The organism is Streptomyces pratensis (assembly GCF_016804005.1).
In the GTDB taxonomy this organism is placed as follows: Bacteria; Actinomycetota; Actinomycetes; order Streptomycetales; family Streptomycetaceae; genus Streptomyces; species Streptomyces pratensis_A.
On sequence record NZ_CP051486.1, the window covers coordinates 7,057,624 to 7,084,366 of the forward strand.

The window sequence follows — 26,743 nt, forward strand, 5'->3', positions numbered from 1 at the left end:
CGCTGTGTGCCCGGTGTCTCGTACGCCGGACCCCCTGAACCGGCACGGCACGGCGCGCCGCACCGGACGACGCCAGGGGCGGCGGACCACGCGAGGGGGGCGGCCGTCGGGCGCGGGCGCCCGGGCCGGACGCCTGCACGGCGGGCGGGCCGGGGTACGGGCGCCTGCGGGGTCCGCCCCGGCTAGGCGGTCGCGGCCTCGAAGGCCCCCCGGGCCAGCCGGTGCAGCAGGGCGGCCGTGGCGGTGCGGTCCGGGAGGGCTTCGGGGCGGGTCAGGTGGGGGGTGGAGTTCAGCAGGCCGAACACCGCGTGCACGGTGACCCGGGCCTCGTTCTCCGCGAGGGCCGGGTAGAGGGCGCGGACGACCTCGACCCAGACCTCCACGTACTGCCGCTGGAGCTGGCGCACACGCTTGCGGTCGGTGTCACGCAGACGGTCCAGCTCGCGGTCATGGAGGGTGATCAGCGGACGGTCGTCCAGGGCGAAGTCGATGTGGCCCTCGATGAGGGCGTCCAGGAGGGCGTCGGGAGAGCCGTCCCGGGAGGCGCTGTCCTCGGTGACGCGCAGCCTGCCGCCGGCCAGCAGGCGCTCGCTGATGCCGACGAGCAGCTCGGCGAGCATCGCGTCCTTGCCGGGGAAGTGGCGGTAGAGGCCGGGGCCGCTGATGCCGACCGCCGCCCCTATCTCGTCGACCCCGACACCGTGGAAGCCGCGCTCGGCGAAGAGGCGTGCCGCCTCCCGGAGGATCTGCTCGCGGCGGGTGGGAGCCGCGACACGGGCGGCGGCATGTGTGCTCATGAGGATTCATTCTAGACAGGCGGGTTAGCGCTCGTTAACCTGAGCAGCGTTCGTTAACGTTCATTAACTCTCATCGGACTACCGCGGTACGGGCAAGGGGGCTCGACAGGATGCAGCAGGCACCGGTCCTGGTGAGCGCGGCCGATCCCGCCTCGGAGGCCTGGCAGGCCAACGAGGCGGCGCATCACGCGCTCGCCGAGGAGCTGCGCACGCGGCTCGCCACGGCACGGCTCGGCGGGGGTGAGAAGGCCCGCGCCCGGCATGTGGCGCGCGGCAAGCTGCTGCCCCGGGAGCGGGTGGACACGCTCCTCGACCCGGGCTCGCCCTTCCTGGAGCTGGCGCCTCTCGCCGCCGAGGGGCTGTACGGGGGCGCGGCACCGGCGGCCGGGGTGATCGCCGGGATCGGGCGGGTCAGCGGCCGCGAGTGCGTGATCGTCGCCAACGACGCCACCGTCAAGGGCGGCACCTACTACCCGATGACGGTGAAGAAGCACCTGCGCGCCCAGGAGGTGGCCCTGGAGAACCGGCTGCCGTGCCTGTACCTGGTGGATTCGGGGGGCGCGTTCCTCCCGATGCAGGACGAGGTCTTCCCGGACCGGGACCACTTCGGGCGCATCTTCTACAACCAGGCACGGATGTCCGGCGCCGGAATCCCGCAGATCGCGGCGGTGCTCGGCTCCTGCACGGCGGGCGGGGCGTACGTACCGGCCATGAGCGACGAGGCCGTCATCGTCCGGAACCAGGGCACGATCTTCCTGGGCGGGCCGCCGCTCGTGAAGGCCGCCACGGGTGAGGTCGTGACGGCCGAGGAGCTGGGCGGCGGCGAGGTCCACTCCCGGACGTCAGGGGTCACGGACCACCTCGCCGAGGACGACGCGCACGCGCTGCGGATCGTGCGGAACATCGTCGCGACCCTCCCGGAGCGTGGCCCGCTCCCCTGGTCCGTGGAGCCCGCCGAGGAGCCGAAGGCCGATCCCGCCGGGCTGTACGGGGCGGTGCCCGTCGATTCGCGTACGCCCTACGACGTGCGGGAGGTCATCGCCCGGGTGGCGGACGGCTCGCGGTTCGCCGAGTTCAAGGCGGAGTACGGCCAGACGCTGATCACCGGCTTCGCCCGGATCCACGGGCATCCCGTCGGCATCGTCGCCAACAACGGCATCCTGTTCTCGGAGTCCGCCCAGAAGGGCGCCCACTTCATCGAGCTGTGCGACCAGCGTGGCATCCCGCTGGTCTTCCTCCAGAACATCTCCGGCTTCATGGTCGGCCGGGACTACGAGGCCGGGGGCATCGCCAAGCACGGCGCCAAGATGGTGACGGCCGTGGCGTGCACCCGGGTCCCGAAGCTGACGGTCGTGGTCGGCGGTTCGTACGGCGCCGGCAACTACTCCATGTGCGGCCGGGCCTACGGCCCCCGCTTCCTGTGGATGTGGCCCAACGCCAAGATCTCGGTCATGGGCGGGGAGCAGGCGGCCTCCGTGCTGGCCACCGTCAAGCGTGACCAGATCGAGGGCCGCGGCGAGGAGTGGCCCGCCGAGGAGGAGGAGGCCTTCAAGGATCCGGTCCGCGCGCAGTACGAGGAGCAGGGCAACGCCTACTACGCCACCGCCCGGCTCTGGGACGACGGTGTGATCGACCCGACGGAGACCCGGCAGGTGCTCGGGCTCGCCCTTACCGCGTGTGCCAACGCCCCGCTGGGCGAGCCCAGTTTCGGCGTCTTCCGGATGTGATGTGAGGACTTCCATGTTCAGCACTGTTCTGGTCGCCAACCGTGGCGAGATCGCGGTCCGGGTCATCCGGACCCTGCGCGAGCTCGGCGTGCGGTCGGTGGCCGTCTTCAGCGACGCCGACGCGGACGCCCGGCACGTACGGGAAGCCGATACGGCGGTACGGATCGGGCCCGCCCCGGCCGGTGAGAGCTATCTGTCGGTGGAGCGGCTGCTGGACGCCGCCCGCCGCACCGGCGCCGAGGCCGTCCACCCCGGATACGGCTTCCTCGCCGAGAACGCGGGCTTCGCCCGGGCATGCACGGAGGCGGGTCTGGTATTCATCGGTCCGCCCGCCGCGGCGATCTCCCTGATGGGCGACAAGATCCGCGCCAAGGAGACGGTCGCGGCGGCGGGTGTGCCCGTGGTACCCGGCTCTTCCGGGAGCGGGCTCACCGACGCGCAACTGGGCGCGGCGGCCCGGGAGATCGGGATGCCCGTCCTGCTGAAGCCGTCGGCGGGCGGTGGCGGCAAGGGTATGCGGCTGGTGCGCGACGAGGCGCTGCTGGCCGACGAGATCGCGGCTGCCCGGAGGGAGGCGCGCTCCTCGTTCGGCGACGACACTCTCCTCGTGGAGCGCTGGATCGACCGGCCGCGCCACATCGAGATCCAGGTCCTGGCCGACGGCCACGGCAATGTGGTGCACCTCGGTGAGCGCGAGTGCTCGCTCCAGCGCCGCCACCAGAAGATCATCGAGGAGGCTCCCTCGGTGCTGCTCGACGAGGCGACGCGTGCCGCGATGGGTGAGGCGGCCGTGCAGGCCGCACGCTCCTGCGGGTACGTCGGCGCGGGGACGGTCGAATTCATCGTCCCGGGCAACGACCCCTCCTCGTACTACTTCATGGAGATGAACACCCGCCTCCAGGTCGAGCACCCGGTCACCGAGCTGATCACCGGCCTCGACCTGGTCGAGTGGCAGCTCCGGGTCGCCGCGGGCGGACAACTGCCCTTCGGTCAGGCGGACATCACGCTCACCGGGCACGCCGTCGAGGCCCGGGTCTGCGCGGAGGACCCGGCCCGCGGCTTCCTGCCGTCCGGCGGCACGGTGCTGGCACTGCGCGAGCCGCAGGGCGGCGGGGTGCGGACGGACTCGGGGCTCAGTGAGGGCGTGCCGGTCGGCAGCACGTACGACCCGATGCTCTCGAAGGTCATCGCGTACGGCCCCGACCGTCCCACCGCGCTGCGCCGGCTCCGCGCGGCCCTGGCGGACACGGTGGTGCTCGGCGTGCCGACGAACGCCGGGTTCCTCCGGCGGCTGCTGGCCCATCCCGCCGTGGCCGCGGGCGAGCTGGACACCGGCCTGGTGGAGCGGGAGGCGGACGGCCTGGTGCCGGACGGTGTGCCGGAGGAGGTGTACGCGGCGGCGGCGCTGCTTCGGCAGCCGTCCCCCGCGCCCGCCCCGGGCTGGGTCGATCCGTTCTCGGTGCCCAGTGGCTGGCGGCTGGGCGGCACGCCCGCGGAAACCTTCCACCACTTCCGCGTCCCGGGCCGCGACCCGGTGCGCGTGGGGCTGCGTCCGGCGGCGGGGGGCACGGCCGCGCTGACGTTCGGTCACGCCGGGGACCGGGAGGAGCCGGCCGACACCTGCGGTCCGGTGCCGTCGCTGCCGGGCGCGGAGGGGTCCCGGCTCGTCGAGGAGTCCGGGACGCGCGTGGTGGTCGAACTCGACGGTCTGACCCATACGTTCAGCCGGGCGGCGGCCCGGGACGGGGTCTGGCTCGGCCGGGACGGAGACACCTGGCACGTCCAGGACCACGACCCGGTGGAGGCGTCCCTCAGCGGCGCCGCGCGATCGGGCGTGGACACGCTCGCCGCGCCGATGCCAGGCACCGTCACGGTGGTGAAGGTGGCGGTCGGGGACGAGGTCGTGGCCGGGCAGAGCCTGCTGGTCGTCGAGGCGATGAAGATGGAACACGTCATCTCCGCCCCGCACGCGGGCACCGTCACCGAGCTGGACGTCACCGCCGGTGCCACGGTCGCCATGGACCAGATCCTGGCCGTGGTGGCCCCCAAGGAGGAATCATGACCGGCTCCGGACTGCCCATGACGGTGCCCGCGCCGGGGCTGCCCGCCCGGGTCCGTATCCATGAGGTCGGAGCGCGCGACGGCCTGCAGAACGAGAAGACCGTCGTACCGACCGAGGTGAAGGCGCAGTTCGTCCGCCGGCTCGCGGAGGCCGGGCTCTCCACGATCGAGGCGACGAGCTTCGTGCACCCCAAGTGGGTGCCACAGCTGGCGGACGCGGAACAGCTGTTCCCGATGCTCGGTGAGATCGCCGACGTCGGGGACGTGGCCCTGCCGGTCCTCGTGCCGAACGAACGCGGACTGGACCGGGCGCTGGCGCTCGGTGCCCGCCGGATCGCCGTGTTCGGTTCGGCGACCGAGACGTTCGCCGCCCGCAACCTGAACCGCACGGTCGACGAGTCGCTCGCCATGTTCGAGCCGGTCGTGGCCCGCGCCAAGGCGGACAAGGTTCATGTCCGTGGCTATCTGTCGATGTGCTTCGGCGACCCGTGGGAGGGCGCCGTGCCCGTCGCCCAGGTCGTCCGGGTCGCGAAGGCGCTGATGGGCCTCGGCTGCGACGAGCTGTCCCTAGGCGACACGATCGGCGTGGCCACCCCCGGCCATGTGCGGGAGCTGCTCTCGGAGCTGAACGAGGAGGGCGTGCACACCGACACCATCGGGGTGCACTTCCACGACACGTACGGCCAGGCGCTCTCCAACACCCTGGCCGCGCTCCAGCACGGGGTGACGACGGTGGACGCCTCCGCGGGCGGCCTCGGCGGCTGCCCGTACGCGAAGAGCGCGACCGGAAACCTCGCCACCGAGGACCTCGTGTGGATGCTCGACGGCCTCGGTGTCGACACCGGGGTCGATCTCGGCGCACTCACCGCCACGAGCGTGTGGATGGCCGAACAGCTGGGCCGCCCGAGCCCGTCCCGTACCGTCCGCGCGCTGTCCCGCAAGGAGTGAAGCACCCATGTCCCTTGACCACCGGCTGACCGCCGAGCACGAGGAACTGCGCCGTACCGTCGAGGAGTTCGCACACGATGTGATCGCCCCGAAGATCGGCGACTTCTACGAGCGCCACGAGTTCCCGTACGAGATCGTGCGGGAGATGGGACGGATGGGCCTGTTCGGCCTGCCCTTCCCGGAGGAGTACGGCGGCATGGGTGGCGACTACCTCGCCCTCGGGATCGCCCTGGAGGAGCTGGCCCGGGTCGACTCCTCCGTGGCGATCACGCTGGAGGCCGGGGTCTCGCTCGGCGCCATGCCGGTCCACCGCTTCGGCACCGAGGAGCAGAAGCAGCGGTGGCTGCCGAAGCTCTGCTCGGGCGAGGCGCTCGGCGCGTTCGGGCTGACGGAGCCGGACGGCGGCTCGGACGCGGGCGGCACACGGACCACGGCCGTGCTGGACGAGGCCACCGGCGAGTGGGTGATCAACGGCTCCAAGTGCTTCATCACCAACTCCGGGACGGACATCACGGAGCTGGTGACGGTGACGGCGGTGACCGGCCGCAAGGAGAACGGCGCCCCGCGCATCTCCGCGATCATCGTCCCGTCCGGCACTCCCGGCTTCACGGTCGCCGCGCCCTACTCCAAGGTCGGGTGGAACGCCTCGGACACCCGCGAGCTCTCCTTCTCGGACGTCCGCGTCCCGGCGGCGAACCTGCTGGGCGAGGAGGGCCGCGGCTACGCGCAGTTCCTGCGGATCCTGGACGAGGGCCGGATCGCCATCTCGGCGCTGTCGACGGGCCTGGCCCAGGGCTGTGTGGACGAGTCGCTGAAGTACGCGAAGGAGCGGCACGCCTTCGGGAAGCCGATCGGCGCCAACCAGGCCATCCAGTTCAAGATCGCGGACATGGAGATGCGGGCGCACATGGCCCGGATCGGATGGCGCGACGCGGCCTCGCGGCTGGTGGCGGGCGAGCCGTTCAAGAAGGAGGCGGCGATCGCGAAGCTGTACTCGTCGACGGTGGCGGTGGACAACGCCCGTGAGGCCACGCAGATCCACGGCGGGTACGGCTTCATGAACGAGTACCCGGTGGCCCGGATGTGGCGCGACTCCAAGATCCTGGAGATCGGCGAGGGCACGAGCGAGGTGCAGCGGATGCTGATCGCCCGGGAGCTGGGGATGGACGCCTGAGACACCGAGGGCCGCGGCGATATATACGCCTCCAGCCGGTCACCGGCTGAGCCGGACGCTCGCGGCAGCCGCCTTCCCTGGTCACGGGAAGGCGGCTTTACTCTGCGCCGGTAACGGAACGGCCGCTCCCCCTTGCCCCGCCCGGCCGCGATATGTGAGGTTAGGCTAGCCTTCCCTCGAATCGCAGCGGGCGCCCTGGGGCGCGTACGAAAGCAGACACACTCATGCCCAACCTCCGGACCAGCTCCCTCTCCCGCCGCGGCCTGCTGGCCGCCGGTGGCGCCGTCGGCCTCGGCGCCGTCCTCGCCGCCTGCGGCGACGGCGACGAGAAGGGCTCCGCCTCGGGTCCGGGTGCGGAGAAATCCGGTCCCTGGTCCTTCAAGGACGACCGGGGGCAGACCGCCGAGGCCGAGTCCGCGCCGAAGAACATCGTCGCGTTCATCGGTGTCGCCGCCGCGCTCCACGACTACGGCGTCGAGGTGAAGGGCGTCTTCGGCCCGACGAAGACCACGGACGGCAAGGCCGACGTGCAGGCCGGCGACCTCGACATCGACAAGGTCGAGGTACTCGGCAACGTCTGGGGGGAGTTCAACGTCGAGAAGTACGCCGGTCTCGCACCGGAGCTCCTCGTCACCGCCATGTGGGAGAAGGACGCCCTCTGGTACGTGCCGGACCAGTCCAAGGACAAGATCCTCAAGCTGGCCCCGAGCGTCGCCCTGTGGGCCGCGCAGACCACGGTCCCGAAGGCGATCCAGCGTCACGAGGACCTCGCCGCCTCCCTCGGCGCGGACGTCAAGTCCAAGAAGGTCACCGACGCCAAGGCCGCCTTCGAGAAGGCCGCGGCCCGGCTGCGCGCCGCCGCCAAGTCCCAGCCGAACATCAAGGTCCTGGTCGGTTCGGCCAGCCAGGACCTCTTCTACGTCTCGCTCGCCAAGACGTCCGCCGACACCCTGTACTTCCAGGAGCTCGGCGTGCAGTTCGTCGAGCCGAAGGTGAACGCGGCAGGCTTCTTCGAGGAGCTGAGCTGGGAGAACGTCGACAAGTACGACGCCGACATCATCATGATGGACAACCGCTCCTCGGCCCTGCAGCCCGACGCCCTGACGTCCAAGCCCACCTGGGCCGGACTGCCCGCCGTCAAGGCCGGCCAGGTCGTCCCGCGCACGACGGAGCCCATCTACTCCTACGACAAGTGCGCGCCGATCCTCGACGCCCTCGCCGAGGCCATCGAGAAGGCCAAGAAGGTCAGCTGACCCTCCGGTCCGGCCGGGAGCGGTTCCCGGCCGGACCCCGCCGTCCCCGTTCCCGGGAGGACCCCGCATGACGACCGCGACCGCACCTGCCATCGCCCCGTTCCGGTTCTTCGGCCTGACGGTCCTGCGGACCAGCCGGCTGAGCCCGTCGATGCGGAGAATCACTCTCGGCGGACCGGGAAGCGAGGGCTTCGCCGCCGGAGGCCGGGACCAGAGCCTCTCGATCTTCCTACCGCAACCGGGCCGCACCGAGGCCGTGGTCCCGGTCGACGAGAACGGTGAGTGGTTCCCGGCCTGGCGTGCCCAGCCCCAGGACGCCAGGGCGGTCATGCGGTCGTACACCGTGCGCGCCCAGCGGTACGCCGCTGACGGTTCGGCGGAGATCGACATCGACTTCGCGCTGCACGAGCACGGCGGGCCGGCCTGCCGCTGGGCGGAGGCCGCCGCGCCGGGGCAGCGGCTCCTCGTGCTGGGCCCCACCGGCCGGGACAACAACGGCATCCGCTTCCAGCCGCCGCAGGACACCGGCTGGGTACTGATCTGCGCCGACGAGACGGCGCTGCCCGCCGCCTCGGCAGCGCTGGAGTGGCTGCCGGCCGGGACGAAGGCCCGGGTCTGGCTGGAGGTCCCGCACACCGAGGACCGGCTGGAGCTCCGCACCGAGGCCGACGCGCACATCACCTGGCTCGTACGGGACGAGGGAGCCCCCTCGGCCGTGGACGCGGTGCGCGCCGCCGAACTGCCCGAGGGCACTCCGTACGCCTGGATCGCCGGCGAGGCGTCAGGGGTTCGCGGGCTGCGCCGCCACCTCGTCCGGGAACGGGAGTTCGACCGCCGCCGCGTCACCTTCACCGGCTACTGGCGGCGCGGACTCAGCGAGGAACAGCTGAGGGAGGAAGCGGCGCGGGTCGCCCCGTAACGCACCTGCGCGCCTTGTGGGGTTCCTGTGACGGAACCCCCGGGGGGCGAGGGACGCGAAATCGCTAGGTTAGGTTTACCTAACTTAACCGTCGCGCCCTCGTCCCCCTTTTCTGCCCGGAGGGTCGCGATGACGTCCCCACCCGGGAGGCCCCCCACATGCGTTCCCACCTGCTCAACCACACGACGGCGGAGGACTACCGTCGCTCCGTCACCGCGGGAGTCGAACGGGTCGCAGCCGAACTCGCCTCCACCGAGAAGCCGTTCACCGGTACGAGCGTCGACGCCCTCACCCCCGTCGTCGACGCGATCGATCTCGACCGCCCGCTCGGCGACACGGCTTCCGCCCTGGACGAGCTCGGCGAGGTCTACCTCCGCGACGCCGTGTACTTCCACCACCCCCGCTACCTCGCTCACCTCAACTGCCCCGTGGTCATCCCAGCGATGGTCGGCGAGGCCGTGCTCTCCGCCGTCAAATCCTCCCTGGACACCTGGGACCAGAGCGCGGGCGGCACGCTGATCGAACGCCGGCTGATCGACTGGACGGCCACCCGCATCGGCCTGGGCCCCGACTCCGTCGTGTCCGTCCCCCATCCCCCCACTCCTTCCTGAACCACCTGAAGGAGCGGGGCAGGCTCTACTCGTTCCACATCCGGGAGAACTGCTACCCGCTGCGCACGGAGTACAACGACTACTGCCGGTGGGCCGCGGCCGAACTGAGCAGTATCCGTTTCAACCAAACCGTACAGTCGGTTACGTACGACGAGTGTGCGGACCTCTACACGGTCCGCACAACCGACAGCGCATACCGCGCCCGTCACCTCGGCATCGACGCAGAGCTGATCGACCCGATCTTCGACCTGCTCCACCGGAAGAACCTGCCCGGCCCGTCCCCACCCGACTGCTCACCAACTCCTCGCACTACGACGGCCGCCCGGCCTTCCTGATGGAGCGCTACGACCCCACCGAGGTCGAGCTCAAGGGGCTGTACGAGGCGGAGCCCGGCGACATCGGGATGCACTTCCTGGTCGCCCCGCCCGGGACCCCCGTGCACGGCTTCACCCGCGCCGTGATCACCGCCGTCATGGAGACGCTGTTCGCCGACCCGCGGGTGCGCAGAGTCGTCGTCGAACCCGACGTCACCAACACCTCGGTGCAGGCGCTGAACAAGGCCGTCGGCTTCGAGGTGGTCCGCGAGATCACCAAGCCGGAGAAGCAAGCACTGCTCAGCACCTGCACCCGCGAGCAGTTCGAGGCCGCGACCACTGGAGCCGACCGATGACCACGCACCCCGCGACCGCCGCCGTAGGCCAGCTGACCCCGGAGCGCCGGGCCGTCGCGAACCGGCTGCTGATCCGCAAGGCACTGGCCGAGTTCTCGCACGAACGCCTGCTGACCCCTGCCCCGCTCGACGACGGTCACTACGGCGTACGGAGCGACGACGGGACGGTCGAGTACCGCTTCGCCGCCGGCCGCTTCGCGCTGGACCACTGGCAGGTCGACGCCGGGTCGATCACGCGTCACCGGCACGGCTCGGAGCTCCCGCTGGACGCGCTGGAGTTCTTCATCGAGCTGCGCTCCACGCTCGGGCTGTCGGCGGAGGTACTTCCCGTCTACCTGGAGGAGATCTCCTCCACGCTGGCCGGAACCGCGTACAAGCTGACCAAGGAACCGACCGCCTCCGCACACCTCGCCGTGGCCGGTTTCCAGGCCATCGAGACCGGCATGACCGAGGGACACCCCTGCTTTGTCGCCAACAACGGGCGACTCGGCTTCGGGGTCGGCGAGTACCGCGCGTACGCCCCCGAGGCGGCGGCCGGAATCAAGCTGGTCTGGCTGGCCGCCAGGCGCGATCGCGCCACCTTCACCGCGGGCGCCGGGATGGACTACGCCACCCTCGTCGCCGGTGAGATCGGCGAGGAGACCTTCGGCAGGTTCGCCGCGCGGATGGCGGACCTCGGGCTCGACCTCGACGACTACGCGCGTACCGGTCCACCCCTGGCAGTGGTGGAACAAGCTCGCCGTCACCTTCGCCGGCGAGGTGGCGCGGCAGCACCTGGTCTGCCTGGGCGAGGGCGAGGACGCCTATCTGGCCCAGCAGTCGATCCGGACCTTCTTCAACGCCGACCACCCCGGGAAGCACTACGTCAAGACGGCGCTGTCCGTGCTGAACATGGGCTTCATGAGGGGACTCTCCTCCGCCTACATGGAGGCGACCCCCGCGATCAACGACTGGCTGGCCGGTCTGATCGAGCGCGACGACCTGCTGCGCGGGGCCGGGTTCTCGATCACCCGGGAGCGGGCCGCCGTCGGCTACCACCACCGGGCCTACGAGGCGGCGACCGCCAAGGGGTCCCCGTACCTCAAGATGCTCGCCGCGCTCTGGCGGGAGAGCCCGGCCCCGGGCCTGGCCCCGGGGGAGCGGCTCGCGACGATGGCCTCACTGCTCCACACCGACGCCGAGGGCCGCACGGTGGCCGGCGCGCTGGTCGCCGAGTCGGGGCTGGACCCGGCGGACTGGCTGCGCCGCTACCTGGACGCGTACCTGGTACCGGTGCTGCACAGCTTCTACGCGTACGACCTGGTGTTCATGCCGCACGGCGAGAACGTGATCCTGGTGATCGAGGACGGCGTCGTGCGCCGGACGGGTGTTCAAGGACATCGCCGAGGAGATCGCGGTCATGGACCCGGACGCGGTCCTGCCGCCCCAGGTCGAGCGGATCCGCGCCGACGTCCCCGAGGACATGAAGCTGCTGTCGGTGCTCACCGACGTCTTCGACTGCTTCTTCCGCTTCCTGGGGGCGGACCTGGCCACGGAGGGTGTCCTCGACGAGGAGACCTTCTGGCGGACGGTCGCCGCGTGTGTCAGGGGCTACCAGGACTCGGTGCCGTACCTCGCCGACAAATTCGAGCAGTACGACATGTTCACGGAGGACTTCGCGCTGTCCTGCCTGAACCGGCTGCAGCTGCGCGACAACCAGCAGATGGTCGACCTGGACGACCCGGCGGGCGCGCTCCAGCTGACCGGCAGGCTGCGGAACCCGATCGCGGGGTACTGAGCCCGGCATCCGGCCCCGCCTTCCCGGGCGGGGCCGGATGAGAACCTATAGGGCATCTCAGACATAAGAGCCCCGCCGGATGAGATTCCTGCCCGATATCGGGCAGATTTCTTGCGTAACGAATCCGATCCACGCAATATCGACGGGTGCTCGAACGCCGCCCCACGCATGACGACCTCATCGACCACCTCGTACGCTCCACCGCGCTCCAGCGCGGCGAGGCGGCCAGGGTGATCCTCGACGTGCTGGCGTACTTCGACGAGACGACCGAGGACTTCGTCCGGCGCCGCCACCGCGAGATGCAGGCCGGCGGCCTGGTGAACACGGAGATCTTCGAGCGGATCGCGGCCGAACTGCCGCACCGCGCGGTGGCGCCGCAGGAGCTCTCGCTCCGCCAGCTGCGCCGCATCGTCTACGGCTGAGCAGGACGGCCGGGCACCGGACTTTTTGTACGTCGATGGAGGGGCAGACACATGTGCGGGATCGTCGGATACATCGGGAAGCGTGACGTGGCTCCACTGCTGCTGGAAGGCCTGCAGCGGCTGGAGTACCGGGGCTACGACTCCGCAGGCATCGTGATCACGGGCAAGGCGCCGGCGGGCAGGCCGGGCGCCCTGAAGATGGTCAAGGCCAAGGGCCGGGTCCGCGAGCTGGAGGCACGCGTGCCCAAGCGGTTCGCCGGCACCACCGGCATCGCCCACACCCGCTGGGCCACCCACGGCGCCCCGAGCGACGAGAACGCGCACCCGCACCTGGACGCGGAGAACAAGGTCGCCGTCGTCCACAACGGCATCATCGACAACGCCTCCGAGATCCGCGCGAAGCTCGTCGCCGACGGCGTCGTCTTCCTCTCCGAGACCGACACCGAGGTGCTGGTCCACCTGATCGCCCGCGCGCAGGCCTCCACCCTGGAGGAGAAGGTCCGCGAGGCGCTGAAGTCCGTCGAGGGCACGTACGGCATCGCCGTCCTGCACGCCGACTTCAACGACCGTATCGTCGTCGCCCGCAACGGCTCCCCGGTCGTGCTCGGCATCGGCGAGAAGGAGATGTTCGTCGCCTCCGACGTGGCCGCCCTGGTCGCGCACACCCGCCAGATCGTCACCCTCGACGACGGCGAGATGGCCACCCTCAAGGCCGACGACTTCCGTACGTACACAACGGAGGGCTCCACCACGACGGCCACGCCGACCACCGTGGAGTGGGAGGCCGAGTCGTACGACATGGGCGGCCACGACACCTACATGCACAAGGAGATCTCCGAGCAGGCCGACGCCGTGGACCGCGTGCTGCGCGGCCGCATCGACGACCGCTTCTCCACCGTGCACCTGGGCGGCCTGAACCTCGACGCCCGCGAGGCCCGCGGGGTCCGCCGGATCAAGATCCTGGGCTGCGGCACGTCGTACCACGCGGGCATGATCGGCGCCGGACTCATCGAGGAGCTCGCCCGCATCCCCGCGGACGCGGAGCCCGCGTCCGAGTTCCGCTACCGCAACCCGGTCGTGGACCCCGACACCCTGTACGTCGCCGTCTCGCAGTCCGGTGAGACCTACGACGTGCTGGCAGCCGTCCAGGAGCTCAAGCGCAAGGGCGCCCGCGTCCTGGGCGTCGTGAACGTCGTCGGCTCGGCGATCGCCCGCGAGGCGGACGGCGGCATGTACGTCCACGCCGGCCCCGAGGTCTGCGTCGTCTCCACCAAGTGCTTCACCAACACCGTCGTGGCCTTCGCGCTGCTCGCCCTGCACCTGGGCCGCATCCGTGACCTGTCGGTCGCGGACGGCAAGCGGATCATCGAGGGCCTGCGCAAGCTGCCGGAGCAGATCGGTCAGATCCTCGAGTCGGAGGACGAGATCAAGAAGCTGGCCGAGGAGTACGCCGGTGCGCAGTCGATGATGTTCATCGGCCGCGTGCGGGGCTACCCCGTCGCGCTGGAGGCCTCCCTGAAGCTCAAGGAGATCTCGTACATCCACGCCGAGGCCTATCCCGCCTCGGAGCTCAAGCACGGCCCGCTCGCGCTCATCGAGCCGGCGCTCCCCACCGTCGCGATCGTCCCGGACGACGACCTGCTGGAGAAGAACCGCGCCGCGCTGGAGGAGATCAAGGCCCGCAGCGGACGCATCCTCGCCGTCGCCCACCGCGAGCAGGAGAAGGCCGACCACACGATCGTGGTCCCGAAGAACGAGAACGAGCTGGACCCGATCCTGATGGGCATCCCGCTGCAGCTGCTCGCCTACCACACGGCCCTGGCCATGGGCCGTGACATCGACAAGCCGCGCAACCTGGCGAAGTCGGTCACCGTCGAGTAGTCACGTCCGCCCCACCGCGGACCGAAGCACGGAAGAGGCCCCTGACGTCGCGTCAGGGGCCTTTCGGCATTCAGGGGATGACGATGACCGGGCGCTGGGCGCGGCGCGCCAGACGGCCGGCCACGGATCCGAAGATCCGGCCCACGATGCCGTGCGTCGAACCGACGACGATCGCGTCGGCGGAGTACTCCCGGCCGACCTCCTCCAGCTCGTGGCAGATGTCCCCACCGCGCTCCACGAGCACCCAGGGCACCTCGGCGAGATAGTCCGCACAGGCCAGCTCCAGGCCCAGGACCTCGGTGCGGTGGTCGGGCACATCGACGAAGACGGGCGGCTCGCAGCCTGCCCAGACGGTGGTCGGCAGCCGGTTCGCCACATGGACGATGATCAGTCCGGAGCTGTGCCGGCTGGCCATTCCGATGGCGTACGCGAGGGCGCGCTCGCTGGACATGGAGCCGTCGAATCCGACCACGACGCCATGGCGGAACGCGGGATCGCAGGAAGGGCGCGACTCTCCGACCGTCTGCGGTTCCGACCCGGGGTCGGCTACCTGCTTGCGGTCTGCGGGTTCAGGGATTTCGTGACCGGCCATCGGTGTCTCGGCGAAGAGAGTCCTCGTGAGGAGGGAGCGGTTGTGTAGGTGTACCTGCGAGCGGTGAAGCTGTGTCCGGGAAACATCTTCCCAACCCCCTACCCCCAAGGGTACGGCGCCACTCCTCCACTGCCCAGCCCTCGCACAGCGCATGCGGCAATGGGGGGAGCATGCCCGAGACCGCCCCGTATGGCAATGCCGGTTGCGTCGTACATCCAGCTCGTGGACGCTTCGACGGGTCCCTGTCACGCCGTCCGGCCGACCGCAGCGGCCTCCGGGGCGAGGCGGCCGAATGCGCCATCCGCCTCCCCCGCCCGGCCCGTCACGCCCCGCCATCGCGTGACTGCGCATCGTTCTCCGTCGTGGCCGATGCGGCTCCGAGAGGCCTCGGAGGCGCATGGGAGCCGGAGCGGACAGGGGGCGTGCGCCGGTCGCATGACTGGAATACGCGCACACAACCATCGGTTTTGAGCCAACTTCGCCTACACCCCCATTCCTTGGCCTCGGAGCCGTCCAACCCACGTGCCACCAGGCAGGAATAGACCGCGCGGTACGCTTTGACCCTACGGGGACGGGCCATGATCGCGATGCGCACTTCCCTGTGGCGCTCACGAGTGAAACGCTCGTGATCGAACGCTTCGCGCCAAGTTGCCTTGTCGACATAGTGCCGGTGGGGGAACGTGTCACGTCGGGTCCATGGGACGCAGTAGATTCGATCTTGAATCTCGAGGACTGGGGACGCGTGCGAGACCGAGGGGAAACGTGCAGGAGCGACAGGCCCGTAGGGACCAGGAAGACGCGAACACCGAGGGGGGCTTAGCGTCATGAGCCAGGACTCCGCCACCGCAACGGAGGCCGCACGGAAACTGACCGGGCGGCGACGCCGAGAAGTCGTAGCCGTGCTGCTGTTCAGTGGCGGCCCTATCTTCGAGAGCTCCATTCCGCTCTCAGTATTCGGAATCGACCGGCAGGACGCGGGCGTTCCCCGCTACCGCCTGCTGGTCTGCGGGGGCGAGGAAGGGCCGCTGCGCACCACCGGCGGGCTCGAACTCAGCGCGCCGTACGGCCTGGAGGCGATCAGCAGGGCCGGCACCGTCGTGGTGCCCGCCTGGCGGTCCATCACCTCCCCGCCGCCCGCAGAGGCATTGGACGCGCTGCGCCGCGCCCATGAGGAGGGTGCCCGAATCGTCGGCCTCTGCACGGGGGCCTTCGTCCTCGCCGCGGCAGGCCTGCTCGACGGCCGCCCGGCCACCACACACTGGATGTACGCACCGACGCTGGCCAAGCGCTATCCGTCGGTGCACGTCGATCCGCGTGAGCTGTTCGTCGACGACGGCGACGTGCTCACCTCGGCCGGGACCGCGGCCGGAATCGATCTGTGCCTCCACATAGTCCGTACCGACCACGGCACCGAGGCGGCCGGGGCCCTGGCCCGCCGGCTCGTCGTACCCCCACGGCGCAGCGGCGGTCAGGAGCGCTACCTCGACAGGTCTTTACCCGAAGAGATCGGCTCCGACCCGCTCGCAGAGGTCGTGGCCTGGGCCCTGGAGCATCTCCACGAGCAGTTCGACGTGGAGACACTGGCCGCGCGCGCCTACATGAGCCGACGGACCTTCGACCGCAGGTTCCGTTCGCTCACGGGCAGCGCACCGCTCCAGTGGCTCATCACCCAGCGCGTGCTGCAGGCGCAGCGGCTGCTCGAGACCTCCGACTACTCGGTCGACGAGGTCGCGGGCCGCTGCGGCTTCCGCTCGCCGGTCGCGCTGCGCGGGCACTTCCGCCGCCAGCTCGGCTCCTCCCCCGCCGCGTACCGGGCCGCCTACCGGGCCCGCCGTCCGCAGGGAGGGGCGCTGGAGAGCGTCGTCACGGTGCTCGAGACGTCCGTACCCGTCCAGGGCGCGGCGTCGGGCCGACGGGCCGCCGCGGCGTCCTCGTCCGGTCCTCCCCCGGTCGCCGCGGCCGCCTCTCCCGGCGGCTCCGTGGACCGCTACGGACCGGGTACCGAGGCGTACGCTCCGGGCCGCCCGGCCCTGCCGGGGCAGCGCAGCGCCCCGTAGGGTGGAGCTCATGAACGACCGTATGGTGTGGATCGACTGCGAGATGACCGGGCTCTCGCTGACGGACGACGCACTCGTCGAGGTGGCGGCCCTGGTCACCGACTCGGAACTGAACGTGCTCGGTGAAGGGGTGGACATCGTGATCCGCCCGCCGGACGCGGCCCTGGAGACCATGCCCGAGGTGGTGCGGCAGATGCACACCGCCTCGGGCCTCCTCGACGAGCTGGCAGGGGGCACGACCCTGGCGGACGCCGAGGAGCGGGTCATGGCGTACATCCGTGAGCATGTGAAGGAGCCGGGCAAGGCTCCTCTGTGCGGAAACTCGGTCGGCACCGACCGTGGCTTCCTGGCGCGTGACATGCCGTCGCTGGAGGGTTACCTCCACTACCGGATCGTCGATGTGTCCTCGGTCAAGGAGCTGGCGCGCCGCTGGTACCCGAGGGCGTACTTCAACAGTCCGGACAAGAACGGCAACCACCGGGCGCTGGCCGACATCCGCGACTCCATCACGGAACTGCGGTACTACCGGGACGCGGTCTTCGTGCCGCAGCCCGGCCCGGACTCAGCCCGGGCCAAGGAGATCGCGGCGCGCCACACGCCGCCCGCCGGGCAGTAGACGCACAGCCGCTGGTCACGGGCCCTCCGGGGCCCGTGCACCCCTCCTGAAGAACGCGGGCGCGAGCACCCGCTCGGACCCTGTACACTTTTTCTCGGCCGGTCAGAAAAGCGACCGGACGACATGGTGGGTATAGCTCAGCTGGCAGAGCACCTGGTTGTGGTCCAGGATGTCGCGGGTTCAAGTCCCGTTACTCACCCTGCATGATCAAGGCCCGACCTGTGAGAACAGGTCGGGCCTTCTTCATGCCATGAAGTCCCTGCCGGCCGGGACGCCGGGGCCGACATCCTTGCGGGGATGTGAGCCGGCACACCTTTTCGACAGAATTCGGGCGCTTGTCCCACGAGGGAGAGCCACCTCGGCCGCTGCTCCCGCCCCGGCCCCGGCCGCGGTGGGAGCTGCCCGGGCCCTTGAGGTCAGTCGCCGTCGCCGTCGGGGGGAGCGTGTACCGCGAGCGCCAGCAGCGCCGCCGAGACCTCCCGGATGACGTGGGTGCTGACTCCGTAGCCACCCCCGGACGTCGTGCTGAGGACGTCGACACCGGGCGCGATCAGCTCGACCTCCGGGCCGCGGGCCGCTTGGTCCTCCCGGTCCTGCATGCGGAGCCCTCGTCCCGGGCACCCGGCTGCACGGGCCCTGCCGCGCTGTCCCCCCGACGCGGCAGGGCTCTTTCGTGTACCGCCCGGCGGTCCGGTGGGTGGGGGCGGCTGCCGGAGCCCATGCGTGCCGAAAATCCGCAGCTGTGTGGAAGGGGTGAGGAGCCTTCATGCATACGTTCGGGTCTCATGGGCACGCGGAGTGCAGCCCTGAACGAATGACTGACCGAACGGGCCCGCCAGGAAGCCACGATGACGTACGGCAGGTGAAATACATGGCGACGACCGAGAACACCAGGAAAGATCACGGCGGTAACGGCCGGGTCGATGTATCCACGGCGATGCGCAACGCAGCCGAGCAGCTTGCCGCGCTCCTCCAGCGCGAACCCGATTCGGTGTCTTCGCTGAATGCGACGGATGACGGCTGGACGGCCGATGTGGAAGTCGTCGAGATCGAGAAGATCCCGGACACCATGAGCGTCATGGCCTCCTATCGCGTGAAGCTCGACGGCCAGGGTCAACTCGTCGGCTACGAACGAATTCGACGGTACTCGCGAGGGCAGGTCGACCGCTGAGCCGGTCTGCCCGCCGAGCAGCCGTACCCGTGTGAACACAACTCATTGGAAGGAAGACCGACCATGAGTCTCGTACAGCAGAGCAACGCCTCCAACAGCGGCGGCGGATCCGGAAATCTCTACGACGTCCTTGAGCTCATTCTCGACAGGGGGCTCGTCATCGATGCCTTCGTCCGTGTCTCGCTCGTCGGTATCGAGATCCTCAAGATCGACGTACGTGTCGTGGTGGCCAGCGTGGACACGTATCTGCGCTTCGCCGAGGCGTGCAACCGGCTGGACCTGGAGTCGGGCCGCAAGGCTCCGGCCCAGCTCACCGACATAGTCGGGGACACGATGGAGAGCGGCGCCAAGGGCAAGTCGAAAGGCGCCCTGACCGGTGCCGTCGAAGCCTTCACGGACTCCCTCCAGGGTGGCCGTGACGACTCCGACGACAAGGAGAAGGAGAGGCGGCCGGCACGCAAGACGTCCGCTTCGAGCAGCCGCCGCACGTCCCAGCGGGAGGAGTAGTCCCATGCCGACCTACATCTACGCCATCACTGCGGCCGACCACCCGCTGCGGCTCGACGGCCTGTCCGGAGTCGGGGAACCGGCCTCCGACCTGCGCACCGTCAAGACGGGCGCCCTCGGCGCGGTGGTCAGCGACACGCCGGCCGAACTGCGGGCGAAGCGGCGTGATCTCGTCGCCCACCAGAGCGTGCTGGAGCGGCTGATGGCCGACGGCGCGGCACTGCCGATGCGGTTCGGTCTGGTGGGGCCGGACGACGAACAGGTACGTGCCGCGCTCGAACAGGGGAAGGACGGCTACACCGCCCGCCTTTCCGAGCTCGACGGCCGTCTCGAGTACAACGTGAAGGTCTCGCGCGACGAGGAGAGCCTTCTGCGGGAAATTCTCACGGAGTCGCCGGAGGCCCGGCAGCTGAGTGAGTTCACCCGGAAGAATCCGGGGGCGCAGGACAAGAAGATGGCCCTCGGTGAGCTCGTCTCGCACGAGGTCCAGGCCAGGCAGGAGACAGTGGGAAGGGAAGTGGCGGCCGCACTGGCGGCCTCGGCGGAAAGGGTCGCCGAGGGCGAACCCACGAAGACCCATTTCCTGAACGTGTCCTACCTCGTACCGCGTGACAAGGCGTCCGCCTTCTCGCAGGCGGTTCACGAAGAGGCCGAGCGCAGGGGCGACGAATACACGTTCACCCTCAACGGCCCCCTCCCGCCCTACAGCTTCGTCTGACACACATCCCTCGCAGAGGGGAGGCACCTTCAATGGGCCTCATATCGCAACTGCTCACGCTTCCGCTCGCCCCTGTGCGTGGCACGGTCTGGGTTCTCGACCAAGTCGTGCTGGCCGCCGAACGCGAGCATTACGACCCCGGCTCCGTGCGCACGCAACTTGCCGAGCTGGAAAGTGAACTGCTGAGCGGAAACATCGACGAGGAAGAATTCGACCGGCGCGAGGACGAATTGCTCGATCGGCTCGCCGAGTGTGAGAGCTATCAGAGACGCCTGAACGACAATTCCTGATTCCGGGAGATTGAGGTGCACAGCAGATGACCGGCAACGCGAAGATAGGCGTGGCCCTTGTGGGCGGCTACCTACTGGGACGTACGAAGAAGGCCAAACTGGCAATCGGCTTCGGAATGTTCCTGGCGGGCAAGAAGCTGAACCTGGACCCGAAGCAGCTCGGCAGGATGCTGGCCGACTCGCCGCTCCTCGGCACCGTCAACGACCAGGTCCGCAAGGAACTGGTGGGAGCGACGAAGACGGCCGCCACCAATGCCCTGACGCAGCGGGCCACCGGCCTCGCCGACTCGCTGCGCAAGCGCACCCTGGAGCTGGAGGACCCCTCCGGCGCGAAGGCGCGGGACGAGGACGACGACGCCGAGGACGATGTGGCGGACGAGGACCTCGACGCACGGGACGACGTGGACGACGAGGAATCCGACGCCGGAACCACCGAGGAGAAGCCCGCCCCGCGCCGCAAGGCAGCGGCCAAGAAGACGGCCAAGTCGGCGGGAGGCGCCGCGTCCGGAGCCCGTCGCACCGCCTCGGGCGGCGCCCGGAAGAAGGCAGCTCCGGCCCGCAAGGCAGCCTCGGGGGCCCGCAGGACGGCCTCGTCTAGCTCGCGCCGTGACGGGGGTGGCAGCAATGGCTGACACCGCCTTCAGCAAGCTCAAGGACGACGTGGCGAAGAACCCGGCCACCGACCGCCTCAAGGACGAGCTGCAGAACTACGTCAGGGCACGGGCGCTGCACACGGTCACCAGCCTCGGCCAGAGGCTGGGCGAGGGGGTCGGCAGACTGGCGGACGGCAAGGACGCCCCCTCAGGCGCGGTGAAGAGCCTCGCCAAGGGCGGCAAGGCGCTCGGTGAGGGCAAGTCACCGGCCCAGGCCGCCGTCAGCGCCGGCGCCTCCCATGTGAAGGACGCCATCAAGGACAAGGTGAAGGGTTTGTTCGGCAAGGGGCGCAAGGGTGGTGGCGGCAAGTCGAAGAGCGTCACGATCTCCGAGGACATCGACGTCGGTGTGCCGGTGCGCGAGGCCTACGACCAGTGGACGCAGTTCCAGGAGTTCAGCACCTTCGCCAAGGGCGTCGTGAGTGTCGAGAAGGCCGACGACACCAGCAGCAACTGGAAGGTGAAGGTCGCCAAGTCCACGCGCAGCTGGAAGGCGAACGTCACCGAGCAGGTGCCCGACGAGCGGATCACCTGGACCACCGAGGGCGCGAAGGGGACGGTCAAGGGGGTGGTGACCTTCCACGCCGTCACCGACAACCTGACACGGGTCCTGCTCGTCCTCGAGTACTTCCCGAAGGGCCTGTTCGAGAAGACCGGCAACATCTGGCGCGCCCAGGGACGGAGGGCCCGCCTCGATCTGAAGCTCTACCGCAAGTTCATCATGATGCGCGGCGAGGCGACCGACGGCTGGCGCGGTGAGATCCGCGACGGCGAGGTGGTCCTGGAGCACGACGAGGCCGTCGAGGAGGAGGAAGCCCGCGCCGAGGAGGACAGCGGCTCCGGGGCCGAGGAGCCCGGGCGCGACGACGAGGCGGACTCCGGAGACGACGACGAGCCCGAGGGCGAGTTCTCCGACGGCGAGGACGAGGAACCCGCGGCGGAGTACGACGACGAGGAGCTCCCCCCGGAGGACGAGGCCTACGAGGACGACGAGGACGCGGACGACGACCCCCGCGCCGAGGACGCCTACGAGGACGAGGACGCGGAGGAGGAGCCCCTCGACGACGAGGAAGAAGAGGAGCCGGCCCCGCGCGCCCGGCGTCGAACCGCTTCCGCGCGCGGCTGACGTGCCGCGCCCACAGCACCGATGGGACTGATCCGACGTGACCGATTCACTGGCGGGCCGCATGGGGGCCTCTTCGGCAGCGTCCCCCTACGGCCAGCAGCAGTCCTCCGCGAATCTGGCCGACATCCTCGAACGCGTCCTGGACAAGGGCGTCGTCATCGCGGGTGACATCCAGATCAATCTGCTCGATATCGAACTCCTGACGATCAAGCTGCGGTTGCTGGTCGCTTCCGTGGACAAGGCCAAGGAGATGGGCATCGACTGGTGGGAGCACGACCCCTCGCTCTCCTCCCGGGCCCGCCCCGGGCCGGGGCAGGAGGTGCGCGGCGCCCCCCGGGGCGGTCCTGCGGTGGATCAGGTGGAGGCGGAGAACGCCCGGCTGAGGGCGGAGATAGCCGAGTTGAGGGCAGCCGTGGGGCTGCCCGCCTCATCGGCGTCGGCCGCCGGGGCGGACCAGGAGGCGCTTCCCGGGCATGCCGACGCGGAAGGCGAGGGATCGAAGTGACTGCGGAAACGGCCCCGGCCACGGACCCGGCGATGTCCTACGTCTACGCCGTCAGCCGCGCCGGAACACCCCTCGACGCGGCACTGCCCGGGCAGCCCGGCCTGGAAGGAGGCCCCCTGCGGGTGGTCCGTGCCGGCGAACTGGTGGCACTGGTCTCGTCCGTTCCCGCCGCCTCGTACGGAACCGAGGGCGTGAAGGCGCAGATGGAGGATCTCGAACGGCTCGAACTCCTGGCGCGTACCCACCACGCGGTCGTCGAGGCGGCGTACGAGCACACGGCCGTACTGCCCATGCGTCTGGTGACGGTCTACCTCGACGACGGACGCGTGCGGGGGATGCTCGACGAGCGCGAGCCGGAGTTCTCCGCGCTGCTCGCCCGCCTCGAAGGCCACGTCGAGCTCGGCGTCAAGGTCTACGCCGATCCGCGCGAGGCGGTCACGGCGGGCGGCCGGGGGCCGGCGACGGACACGGCGGGGAGCCCGGGGAGGGCGTACCTGCAGAGGCGCCGCGCCCAGCAGCAGAACCACCGTGAGACGTACCGTGCTGCGGGCGCGGTCGCCTCCGAGGTGGCCGCCCGGGTCGCCGACGTCGCCAGGGCCCACGTCACGCACCGTCCGCAGCAGGGTGATCTGGCCCAGGCCGCGGGCGAGAACATCGTCAACGACGCCTACCTCGTCCAGGGCACCCGGGCCGACGCGTTTCGCGCGGCCCTCACCGGGCTCGCCGACGACGTACCGGGCGTGCGCGTCGAGATCACGGGACCTTGGGCGCCGTACTCCTTCGCGACGCCACCCCCGGCGGGCGGCGGTGAGCCGCGATGAACGACGAACTGAGCACGGCCATGCCCGGAGCGGGGTTCGCCGAACCCCGCTCCGGGCATTCCGCGCCTCCCGGCGACTCCGTCGAATCCCTGGCCGGGCGCCAGGTGGCGCTCATCGATCTGCTGGACCGGCTGCTGAACGGCGGAGCGGTGCTCACCGGAGACCTGGTCCTGTCCGTCGCCGACGTGGATCTCGTGCACATCAATCTCAGAGCGGTGATCCGGTCGATCACCTCGGAGGAACCGGCGCCGTGGTGAGAACCCCACGCATCTCCCCGCACGGCAACGGCCAATGAACGAGGAGCAGTCCATGCCCGAGGAAGCGGAAGCGCGTACCGAGGCGGCGAGTCTCGAGGAGGTCGCACGGGCGGCGGCGCACGCCTTCGACCTGGTGCCCGCGGGGCCCGCCGAGCAGGACACGCGGAGCGGGACGGCCCAGCGCCTGGAGACCGACCCGGAGACGGTGGAACGCGACCTCATCAAGCTGGTGCTCACGATCGTCGAACTGCTCCGGCAGCTGATGGAGCGCACCGCTCTGCACAGGGTCGACGTGGGCGATCTCCGTGAGGACCAGGAGGAACGCATCGGGCTGACGCTGATGATCCTCCAGGACCGGATGTCGGAGCTCTGCGAGCGCTACGACCTCACCATGGAGGACCTCAACCTGGATCTGGGACCGCTCGGTTCGCTGCTGCCACGGGATTCCGGCTGAATCCCACCGCCCCGTTTCGAGCCCCACAGAGAGGTAACACGCACACCATGACTGCAGAGAGCGAAGAATCCAAGAAGAATGTGAACGGTTCTGCGGCGAAGGCCGGTACGGGTGCCCGGACGGCCGCCGCCAAGGGGCGACAGACCACTGCGGCGGCCGGAAACCAGGCCAGGTCCGGCTCGGCGGTCGCAGCCTCGAAGGCCAAGTCATCGGCGCAGGACGCCAAGTCCTCGGCGCAGGACGCCGCCGGGTCGGCGGAGACCGGCGTACGGTCGGCCGGCCTGGCTACGAAGCGGGCCGCTGCCGCCGGCTGGGACACCGGCCGGCAGACCGTCCTGGACACGGCGGGCAAGGTGACGTCCACCGCGACGACCGCCTGGACCGTGGTCAAGCACCGCAAGGCCATAGCCGTGGGCGCCGCCGCGGGCCTCGGCGGCCTCGTCGGTGGCGCGTTCGCCCTCGGACGCCAGACGGCCAAGACCCACGTGGGGCCGATCACCCGCCTCACCGGCGGCCGGCTCTGACCCGACCGCCGCCGACAACCGACCCCCGGAGGGCCGACAGACCTCTGTCGGCCCTCCTTCCCGGGACCGGCCCGGCAGCGTTCCGCACCGGCCGCGAGGCCGGCTTGTCTGTTCGGTCCGTCGCACACGGGCGGGCCCGCGACTCGAACTGCCGGCAGGCCATGGGCCGGGGGGGGAGCGGATGCCGTCGTCAGACCCGGCTGCAGCGATCCCGAAGCTCGGAGATGACGGCTTTCTCGCGCGCGTTGACGTCGCCGTCCACAGCGGCCACCCGGTGGGCGACGTCGAGGAGGTCGCTCAGATCCCCCGGTTCGGCGTCCAGGCGCCGCCACACCTCGGCGGGGTCGATGTCGATGAGGCCGGCGAGCTGTTCGTCGACCACCTGGTGCTCCTCCCGGACCGCTCTCACCAGGTGCCGCATCAACAGTGTCTCGTCGTCCGCGATCTTTTCGTCCGCCATCACGACGAGCCACGCGATCCACAGCATCAGCTGCGGGTGACGGCTCCCCCTGCTCAGCCCTTCGGCGAGTTCGATCACCCGCGCCTCGTTCCGGAAGACGGCTTGCGCGTGCCGCCCCGCGAGCAGCGTCGTGTAGCGGTTCAGCACCACCGCGAGGGGAACGCCGACCAAGGGGATACCGATCTTGATGACGTTGCGCTGCAGGAGGTACTTCCCGACGACGGGGAGCCCCTTCGCGGCGGTCAGTACCCCTCCGGAGTAGAAGCGCTTGATCACCGGCCGCACCATGGCGGGAACCGCTTTGACCACGCTCTTCTGGACCGCCTCCCCGCTCTTGATCGTGAAGGCCACCCGGATGAGCTTCCACATGTCCTCGGGATCGGACAGGTCGAGCGGGACCCGGTAGAGGACTGCGATGTCGTAGGCCAGGCGGAGCTGGAGCCGGGTGACGAACGCGACATCGACCATCATGGACGCGACGGCGGCGGGGACGGTCGCCGCCGAGGCACCACCGAGGCTGCCGAGGGTGGCGGCGACGGCCGCCGTGTAGGCACCGGCGGAGAGCCCGCCTTCGAGCGCGGCGTACCGGGCCGCCATCTTGATCCGCAGGCCGACGATGCCGTCCGCGGGCACGCCCTCGTACCGCTCCTGGAAGTACTTCCAGTCGACCTTTTCGGTGTAGGAACTCAGGGCCTGGGCGCTCAGTTGGGTGAACCAGCCGCCCGACTTGATGTCGTCCGGGCTCAGCCCCTTGATGAACTCCCGCAGCTCGGCCCTCTCACGCTCGACGGCCTTCCGGTCGATGTCGCCGTCGCCGTCGGCGCCTTCGGCGTCAGCGGCGTCAGCGGCGGCGTCGATCGGAGCTTCGGTCACGGGTCGCCCCGCGGGCTCCTCCTGACTGCTCGCCTCCCCGGAGCTCGCCGGGGCCGGGGACCCGGGCTCCGGTGCCCGAGGTGACGGCACCGCCGCCGGGGGCGCGGCCGGCGGGCCGGTGTGGGACGTGGCGTCCCCGTCGGGGCCCCGGTCCGCAACTCCCTCCTCCCCCGCGTCGTCATCGCCGTCGACACCGAAGTCCGCCTCCAGCCCGGCCAGGCCGGACGCGTAGCCCTGTCCGACGGCACGGAACTTCCACTCGTCGGCACGCCTGTAGAGCTCTCCGAAGATGAAGGCGCCCACATCGCCCGCCTCCTCGACGGAGAACCGGACGAGACCGGTGCCGGAGCCGTCCGTGAGCGTCAGGTAGAGATCGTTCAGATCCCCGAAGCGGGCTCCGCCGTAACGGCTCGCGGCCACCACGATCTGCTCGACCTCGGGCGGTACCGCGTCGAGATCACAACTGATGCGATCCTCGTAGCCGTCGGCCGTGGGGGCCTTCCCGAGCAGCTGCACACTGCCGTTGCCGACGACCGGGTTGTTGTGGAAGCAGAAGTCGGCGTCGCTGCGTACTTTGCCGTTGCCGCCGAGCAACCACAGGGAGACGTCCGCGTCACCCTCGCCCGCCGGGCTGCTCCACCCCAGGCTCATCGTCACCGAGCCGACGTCGTCACTGAGCGCGGCCAGTCCGACGTTCGCCCCTCTGATCATCTTCTGCATGCGTGCCCCCGATACGCTGCCGGACCAGAGCGCACGTGCGGCAGACCATTGCGTGACGTCGTGTGGTGCGTCACACATTCGCCGGACGCCGGGAACCCTACCGGCCACGTGGGTGCCACGTGGAGAAGTTGTGAAAACATACGCTCACCGCGTGCTCGG

General features: G+C 70.2%; 25 protein-coding genes, 1 tRNA gene and 4 pseudogenes. 26 read left to right on the forward strand and 4 right to left on the reverse strand.

All coding sequences use genetic code 11. The annotated features are described in order from the left end of the window. Positions 1-182 precede the first annotated feature (182 nt). A complete protein-coding gene (locus HED23_RS29470) occupies positions 183-797 on the reverse strand; it encodes a TetR/AcrR family transcriptional regulator (RefSeq protein ID WP_203186391.1) in 615 nt (204 codons plus the stop codon). A gap of 110 nt (positions 798-907) precedes the next feature. On the opposite strand from HED23_RS29470, the gene HED23_RS29475 reads away from it, so the two are divergent. The 12 genes and pseudogenes from HED23_RS29475 to glmS all read left to right on the forward strand — a co-directional run bounded on the left by HED23_RS29475 (position 908) and on the right by glmS (position 14,240). Continuing rightward, on the forward strand, positions 908-2,524 hold the full coding sequence (locus HED23_RS29475; RefSeq protein WP_203186392.1) for a carboxyl transferase domain-containing protein: 1,617 nt from the start codon (positions 908-910) through the stop codon (positions 2,522-2,524). Positions 2,525-2,537: 13 nt separating this feature from the next. After that, complete coding sequence (locus HED23_RS29480; RefSeq protein ID WP_203186393.1) at positions 2,538-4,586, forward strand: acetyl-CoA carboxylase biotin carboxylase subunit; 2,049 nt, start codon at positions 2,538-2,540, stop codon at positions 4,584-4,586. Beyond that, the gene (locus HED23_RS29485) at positions 4,583-5,533 is read left to right on the forward strand and encodes a hydroxymethylglutaryl-CoA lyase (RefSeq protein ID WP_203186394.1); all 951 of its coding nucleotides are present in this window, start codon (positions 4,583-4,585) and stop codon (positions 5,531-5,533) included. Before HED23_RS29480 ends, HED23_RS29485 begins: the two co-directional genes overlap by 4 nt. Positions 5,534-5,540: 7 nt before the next feature. Continuing rightward, entirely contained in the window at positions 5,541-6,707 is a 1,167-nt protein-coding gene (locus HED23_RS29490) for an acyl-CoA dehydrogenase family protein (protein ID WP_203186395.1), read from the forward strand. A gap of 224 nt (positions 6,708-6,931) precedes the next feature. Then, positions 6,932-7,960: an ABC transporter substrate-binding protein gene (locus HED23_RS29495; RefSeq protein ID WP_203186396.1), complete on the forward strand. Its 1,029-nt coding sequence runs from the start codon at positions 6,932-6,934 to the stop codon at positions 7,958-7,960. A gap of 67 nt (positions 7,961-8,027) precedes the next feature. Then, positions 8,028-8,879, forward strand: a complete 852-nt coding sequence (locus HED23_RS29500) for a siderophore-interacting protein (protein ID WP_203186397.1) — start codon at positions 8,028-8,030, stop codon at positions 8,877-8,879. A gap of 158 nt (positions 8,880-9,037) precedes the next feature. Next, positions 9,038-9,448 (forward strand): annotated as a pseudogene (locus HED23_RS29505) (pyridoxal-dependent decarboxylase); the annotation flags it as partial. A 17-nt stretch (positions 9,449-9,465) separates the two neighbouring features. Continuing rightward, positions 9,466-9,702: pseudogene (locus HED23_RS29510) on the forward strand (SidA/IucD/PvdA family monooxygenase); the annotation flags it as partial. 98 nt (positions 9,703-9,800) lie between these two features. Beyond that, positions 9,801-10,160 (forward strand): annotated as a pseudogene (locus tag HED23_RS29515) (GNAT family N-acetyltransferase); the annotation flags it as partial. Beyond that, positions 10,157-11,937 (forward strand): annotated as a pseudogene (locus HED23_RS29520) (IucA/IucC family protein). The pseudogenes HED23_RS29515 and HED23_RS29520, both read left to right, overlap by 4 nt. Before the next feature lie 146 nt (positions 11,938-12,083). Further along, entirely contained in the window at positions 12,084-12,359 is a 276-nt protein-coding gene (locus HED23_RS29525) for a hypothetical protein (RefSeq protein ID WP_099172741.1), read from the forward strand. Between the two features lie 51 nt (positions 12,360-12,410). Then, positions 12,411-14,240 carry a glutamine--fructose-6-phosphate transaminase (isomerizing) gene (gene glmS, locus HED23_RS29530; protein ID WP_203186399.1) on the forward strand — a complete coding sequence of 610 codons (1,830 nt, stop codon included), beginning with the start codon at positions 12,411-12,413 and terminating at the stop codon, positions 14,238-14,240. Positions 14,241-14,310: 70 nt separating this feature from the next. Here glmS and HED23_RS29535 read toward each other — a convergent pair whose 3' ends face one another. Beyond that, positions 14,311-14,832, reverse strand: coding sequence for a universal stress protein (locus tag HED23_RS29535; protein ID WP_203186400.1), 522 nt, complete (start codon positions 14,830-14,832; stop codon positions 14,311-14,313). 824 nt (positions 14,833-15,656) lie between these two features. On the opposite strand from HED23_RS29535, the gene HED23_RS29540 reads away from it, so the two are divergent. The 3 genes from HED23_RS29540 to HED23_RS29550 all read left to right on the forward strand — a co-directional run bounded on the left by HED23_RS29540 (position 15,657) and on the right by HED23_RS29550 (position 17,704). Continuing rightward, the gene (locus tag HED23_RS29540) at positions 15,657-16,889 is read left to right on the forward strand and encodes a helix-turn-helix domain-containing protein (RefSeq protein WP_203186401.1); all 1,233 of its coding nucleotides are present in this window, start codon (positions 15,657-15,659) and stop codon (positions 16,887-16,889) included. A 10-nt stretch (positions 16,890-16,899) separates the two neighbouring features. Continuing rightward, complete coding sequence (orn, locus tag HED23_RS29545) at positions 16,900-17,505, forward strand: oligoribonuclease (protein WP_033299129.1); 606 nt, start codon at positions 16,900-16,902, stop codon at positions 17,503-17,505. Between the two features lie 126 nt (positions 17,506-17,631). Beyond that, a tRNA-His gene (locus HED23_RS29550) sits at positions 17,632-17,704 on the forward strand. 217 nt (positions 17,705-17,921) lie between these two features. On the opposite strand, the gene HED23_RS29555 is transcribed toward HED23_RS29550, so the two are convergent. Further along, positions 17,922-18,104, reverse strand: a complete 183-nt coding sequence (locus HED23_RS29555) for a hypothetical protein (protein ID WP_203186402.1) — start codon at positions 18,102-18,104, stop codon at positions 17,922-17,924. A 272-nt stretch (positions 18,105-18,376) separates the two neighbouring features. On the opposite strand from HED23_RS29555, the gene HED23_RS29560 reads away from it, so the two are divergent. From HED23_RS29560 to HED23_RS29610, 11 genes are all read left to right on the forward strand, one after another. Further along, positions 18,377-18,676, forward strand: a complete 300-nt coding sequence (locus HED23_RS29560) for a gas vesicle protein (RefSeq protein WP_203186403.1) — start codon at positions 18,377-18,379, stop codon at positions 18,674-18,676. A 63-nt stretch (positions 18,677-18,739) separates the two neighbouring features. Further along, positions 18,740-19,183, forward strand: a complete 444-nt coding sequence (locus tag HED23_RS29565; protein WP_203186404.1) for a gas vesicle structural protein GvpA — start codon at positions 18,740-18,742, stop codon at positions 19,181-19,183. Positions 19,184-19,187: 4 nt separating this feature from the next. After that, a complete protein-coding gene (locus tag HED23_RS29570; protein WP_203186405.1) occupies positions 19,188-19,901 on the forward strand; it encodes a GvpL/GvpF family gas vesicle protein in 714 nt (237 codons plus the stop codon). A gap of 32 nt (positions 19,902-19,933) precedes the next feature. After that, positions 19,934-20,191: a gas vesicle protein GvpG gene (locus tag HED23_RS29575; protein ID WP_203186406.1), complete on the forward strand. Its 258-nt coding sequence runs from the start codon at positions 19,934-19,936 to the stop codon at positions 20,189-20,191. Positions 20,192-20,217: 26 nt separating this feature from the next. Then, on the forward strand, positions 20,218-20,823 hold the full coding sequence (locus HED23_RS29580; protein WP_203186407.1) for a hypothetical protein: 606 nt from the start codon (positions 20,218-20,220) through the stop codon (positions 20,821-20,823). Next, positions 20,816-21,970 carry an SRPBCC family protein gene (locus HED23_RS29585; protein ID WP_203186408.1) on the forward strand — a complete coding sequence of 385 codons (1,155 nt, stop codon included), beginning with the start codon at positions 20,816-20,818 and terminating at the stop codon, positions 21,968-21,970. Before HED23_RS29580 ends, HED23_RS29585 begins: the two co-directional genes overlap by 8 nt. A gap of 37 nt (positions 21,971-22,007) precedes the next feature. After that, positions 22,008-22,475: a gas vesicle protein gene (locus tag HED23_RS29590; protein WP_203186409.1), complete on the forward strand. Its 468-nt coding sequence runs from the start codon at positions 22,008-22,010 to the stop codon at positions 22,473-22,475. Next, entirely contained in the window at positions 22,472-23,296 is an 825-nt protein-coding gene (locus HED23_RS29595; protein ID WP_238442159.1) for a GvpL/GvpF family gas vesicle protein, read from the forward strand. Before HED23_RS29590 ends, HED23_RS29595 begins: the two co-directional genes overlap by 4 nt. A gap of 20 nt (positions 23,297-23,316) precedes the next feature. After that, the gene (locus tag HED23_RS29600) at positions 23,317-23,553 is read left to right on the forward strand and encodes a gas vesicle protein (protein WP_238442323.1); all 237 of its coding nucleotides are present in this window, start codon (positions 23,317-23,319) and stop codon (positions 23,551-23,553) included. Between the two features lie 52 nt (positions 23,554-23,605). Further along, positions 23,606-24,007 carry a gas vesicle protein K gene (locus HED23_RS29605; protein WP_203186410.1) on the forward strand — a complete coding sequence of 134 codons (402 nt, stop codon included), beginning with the start codon at positions 23,606-23,608 and terminating at the stop codon, positions 24,005-24,007. A 47-nt stretch (positions 24,008-24,054) separates the two neighbouring features. Further along, on the forward strand, positions 24,055-24,531 hold the full coding sequence (locus HED23_RS29610; protein WP_203186411.1) for a hypothetical protein: 477 nt from the start codon (positions 24,055-24,057) through the stop codon (positions 24,529-24,531). 190 nt (positions 24,532-24,721) lie between these two features. Here HED23_RS29610 and HED23_RS29615 read toward each other — a convergent pair whose 3' ends face one another. Continuing rightward, positions 24,722-26,584, reverse strand: coding sequence for a TerD family protein (locus HED23_RS29615; RefSeq protein WP_203186412.1), 1,863 nt, complete (start codon positions 26,582-26,584; stop codon positions 24,722-24,724). Positions 26,585-26,743: the final 159 nt, after the last annotated feature.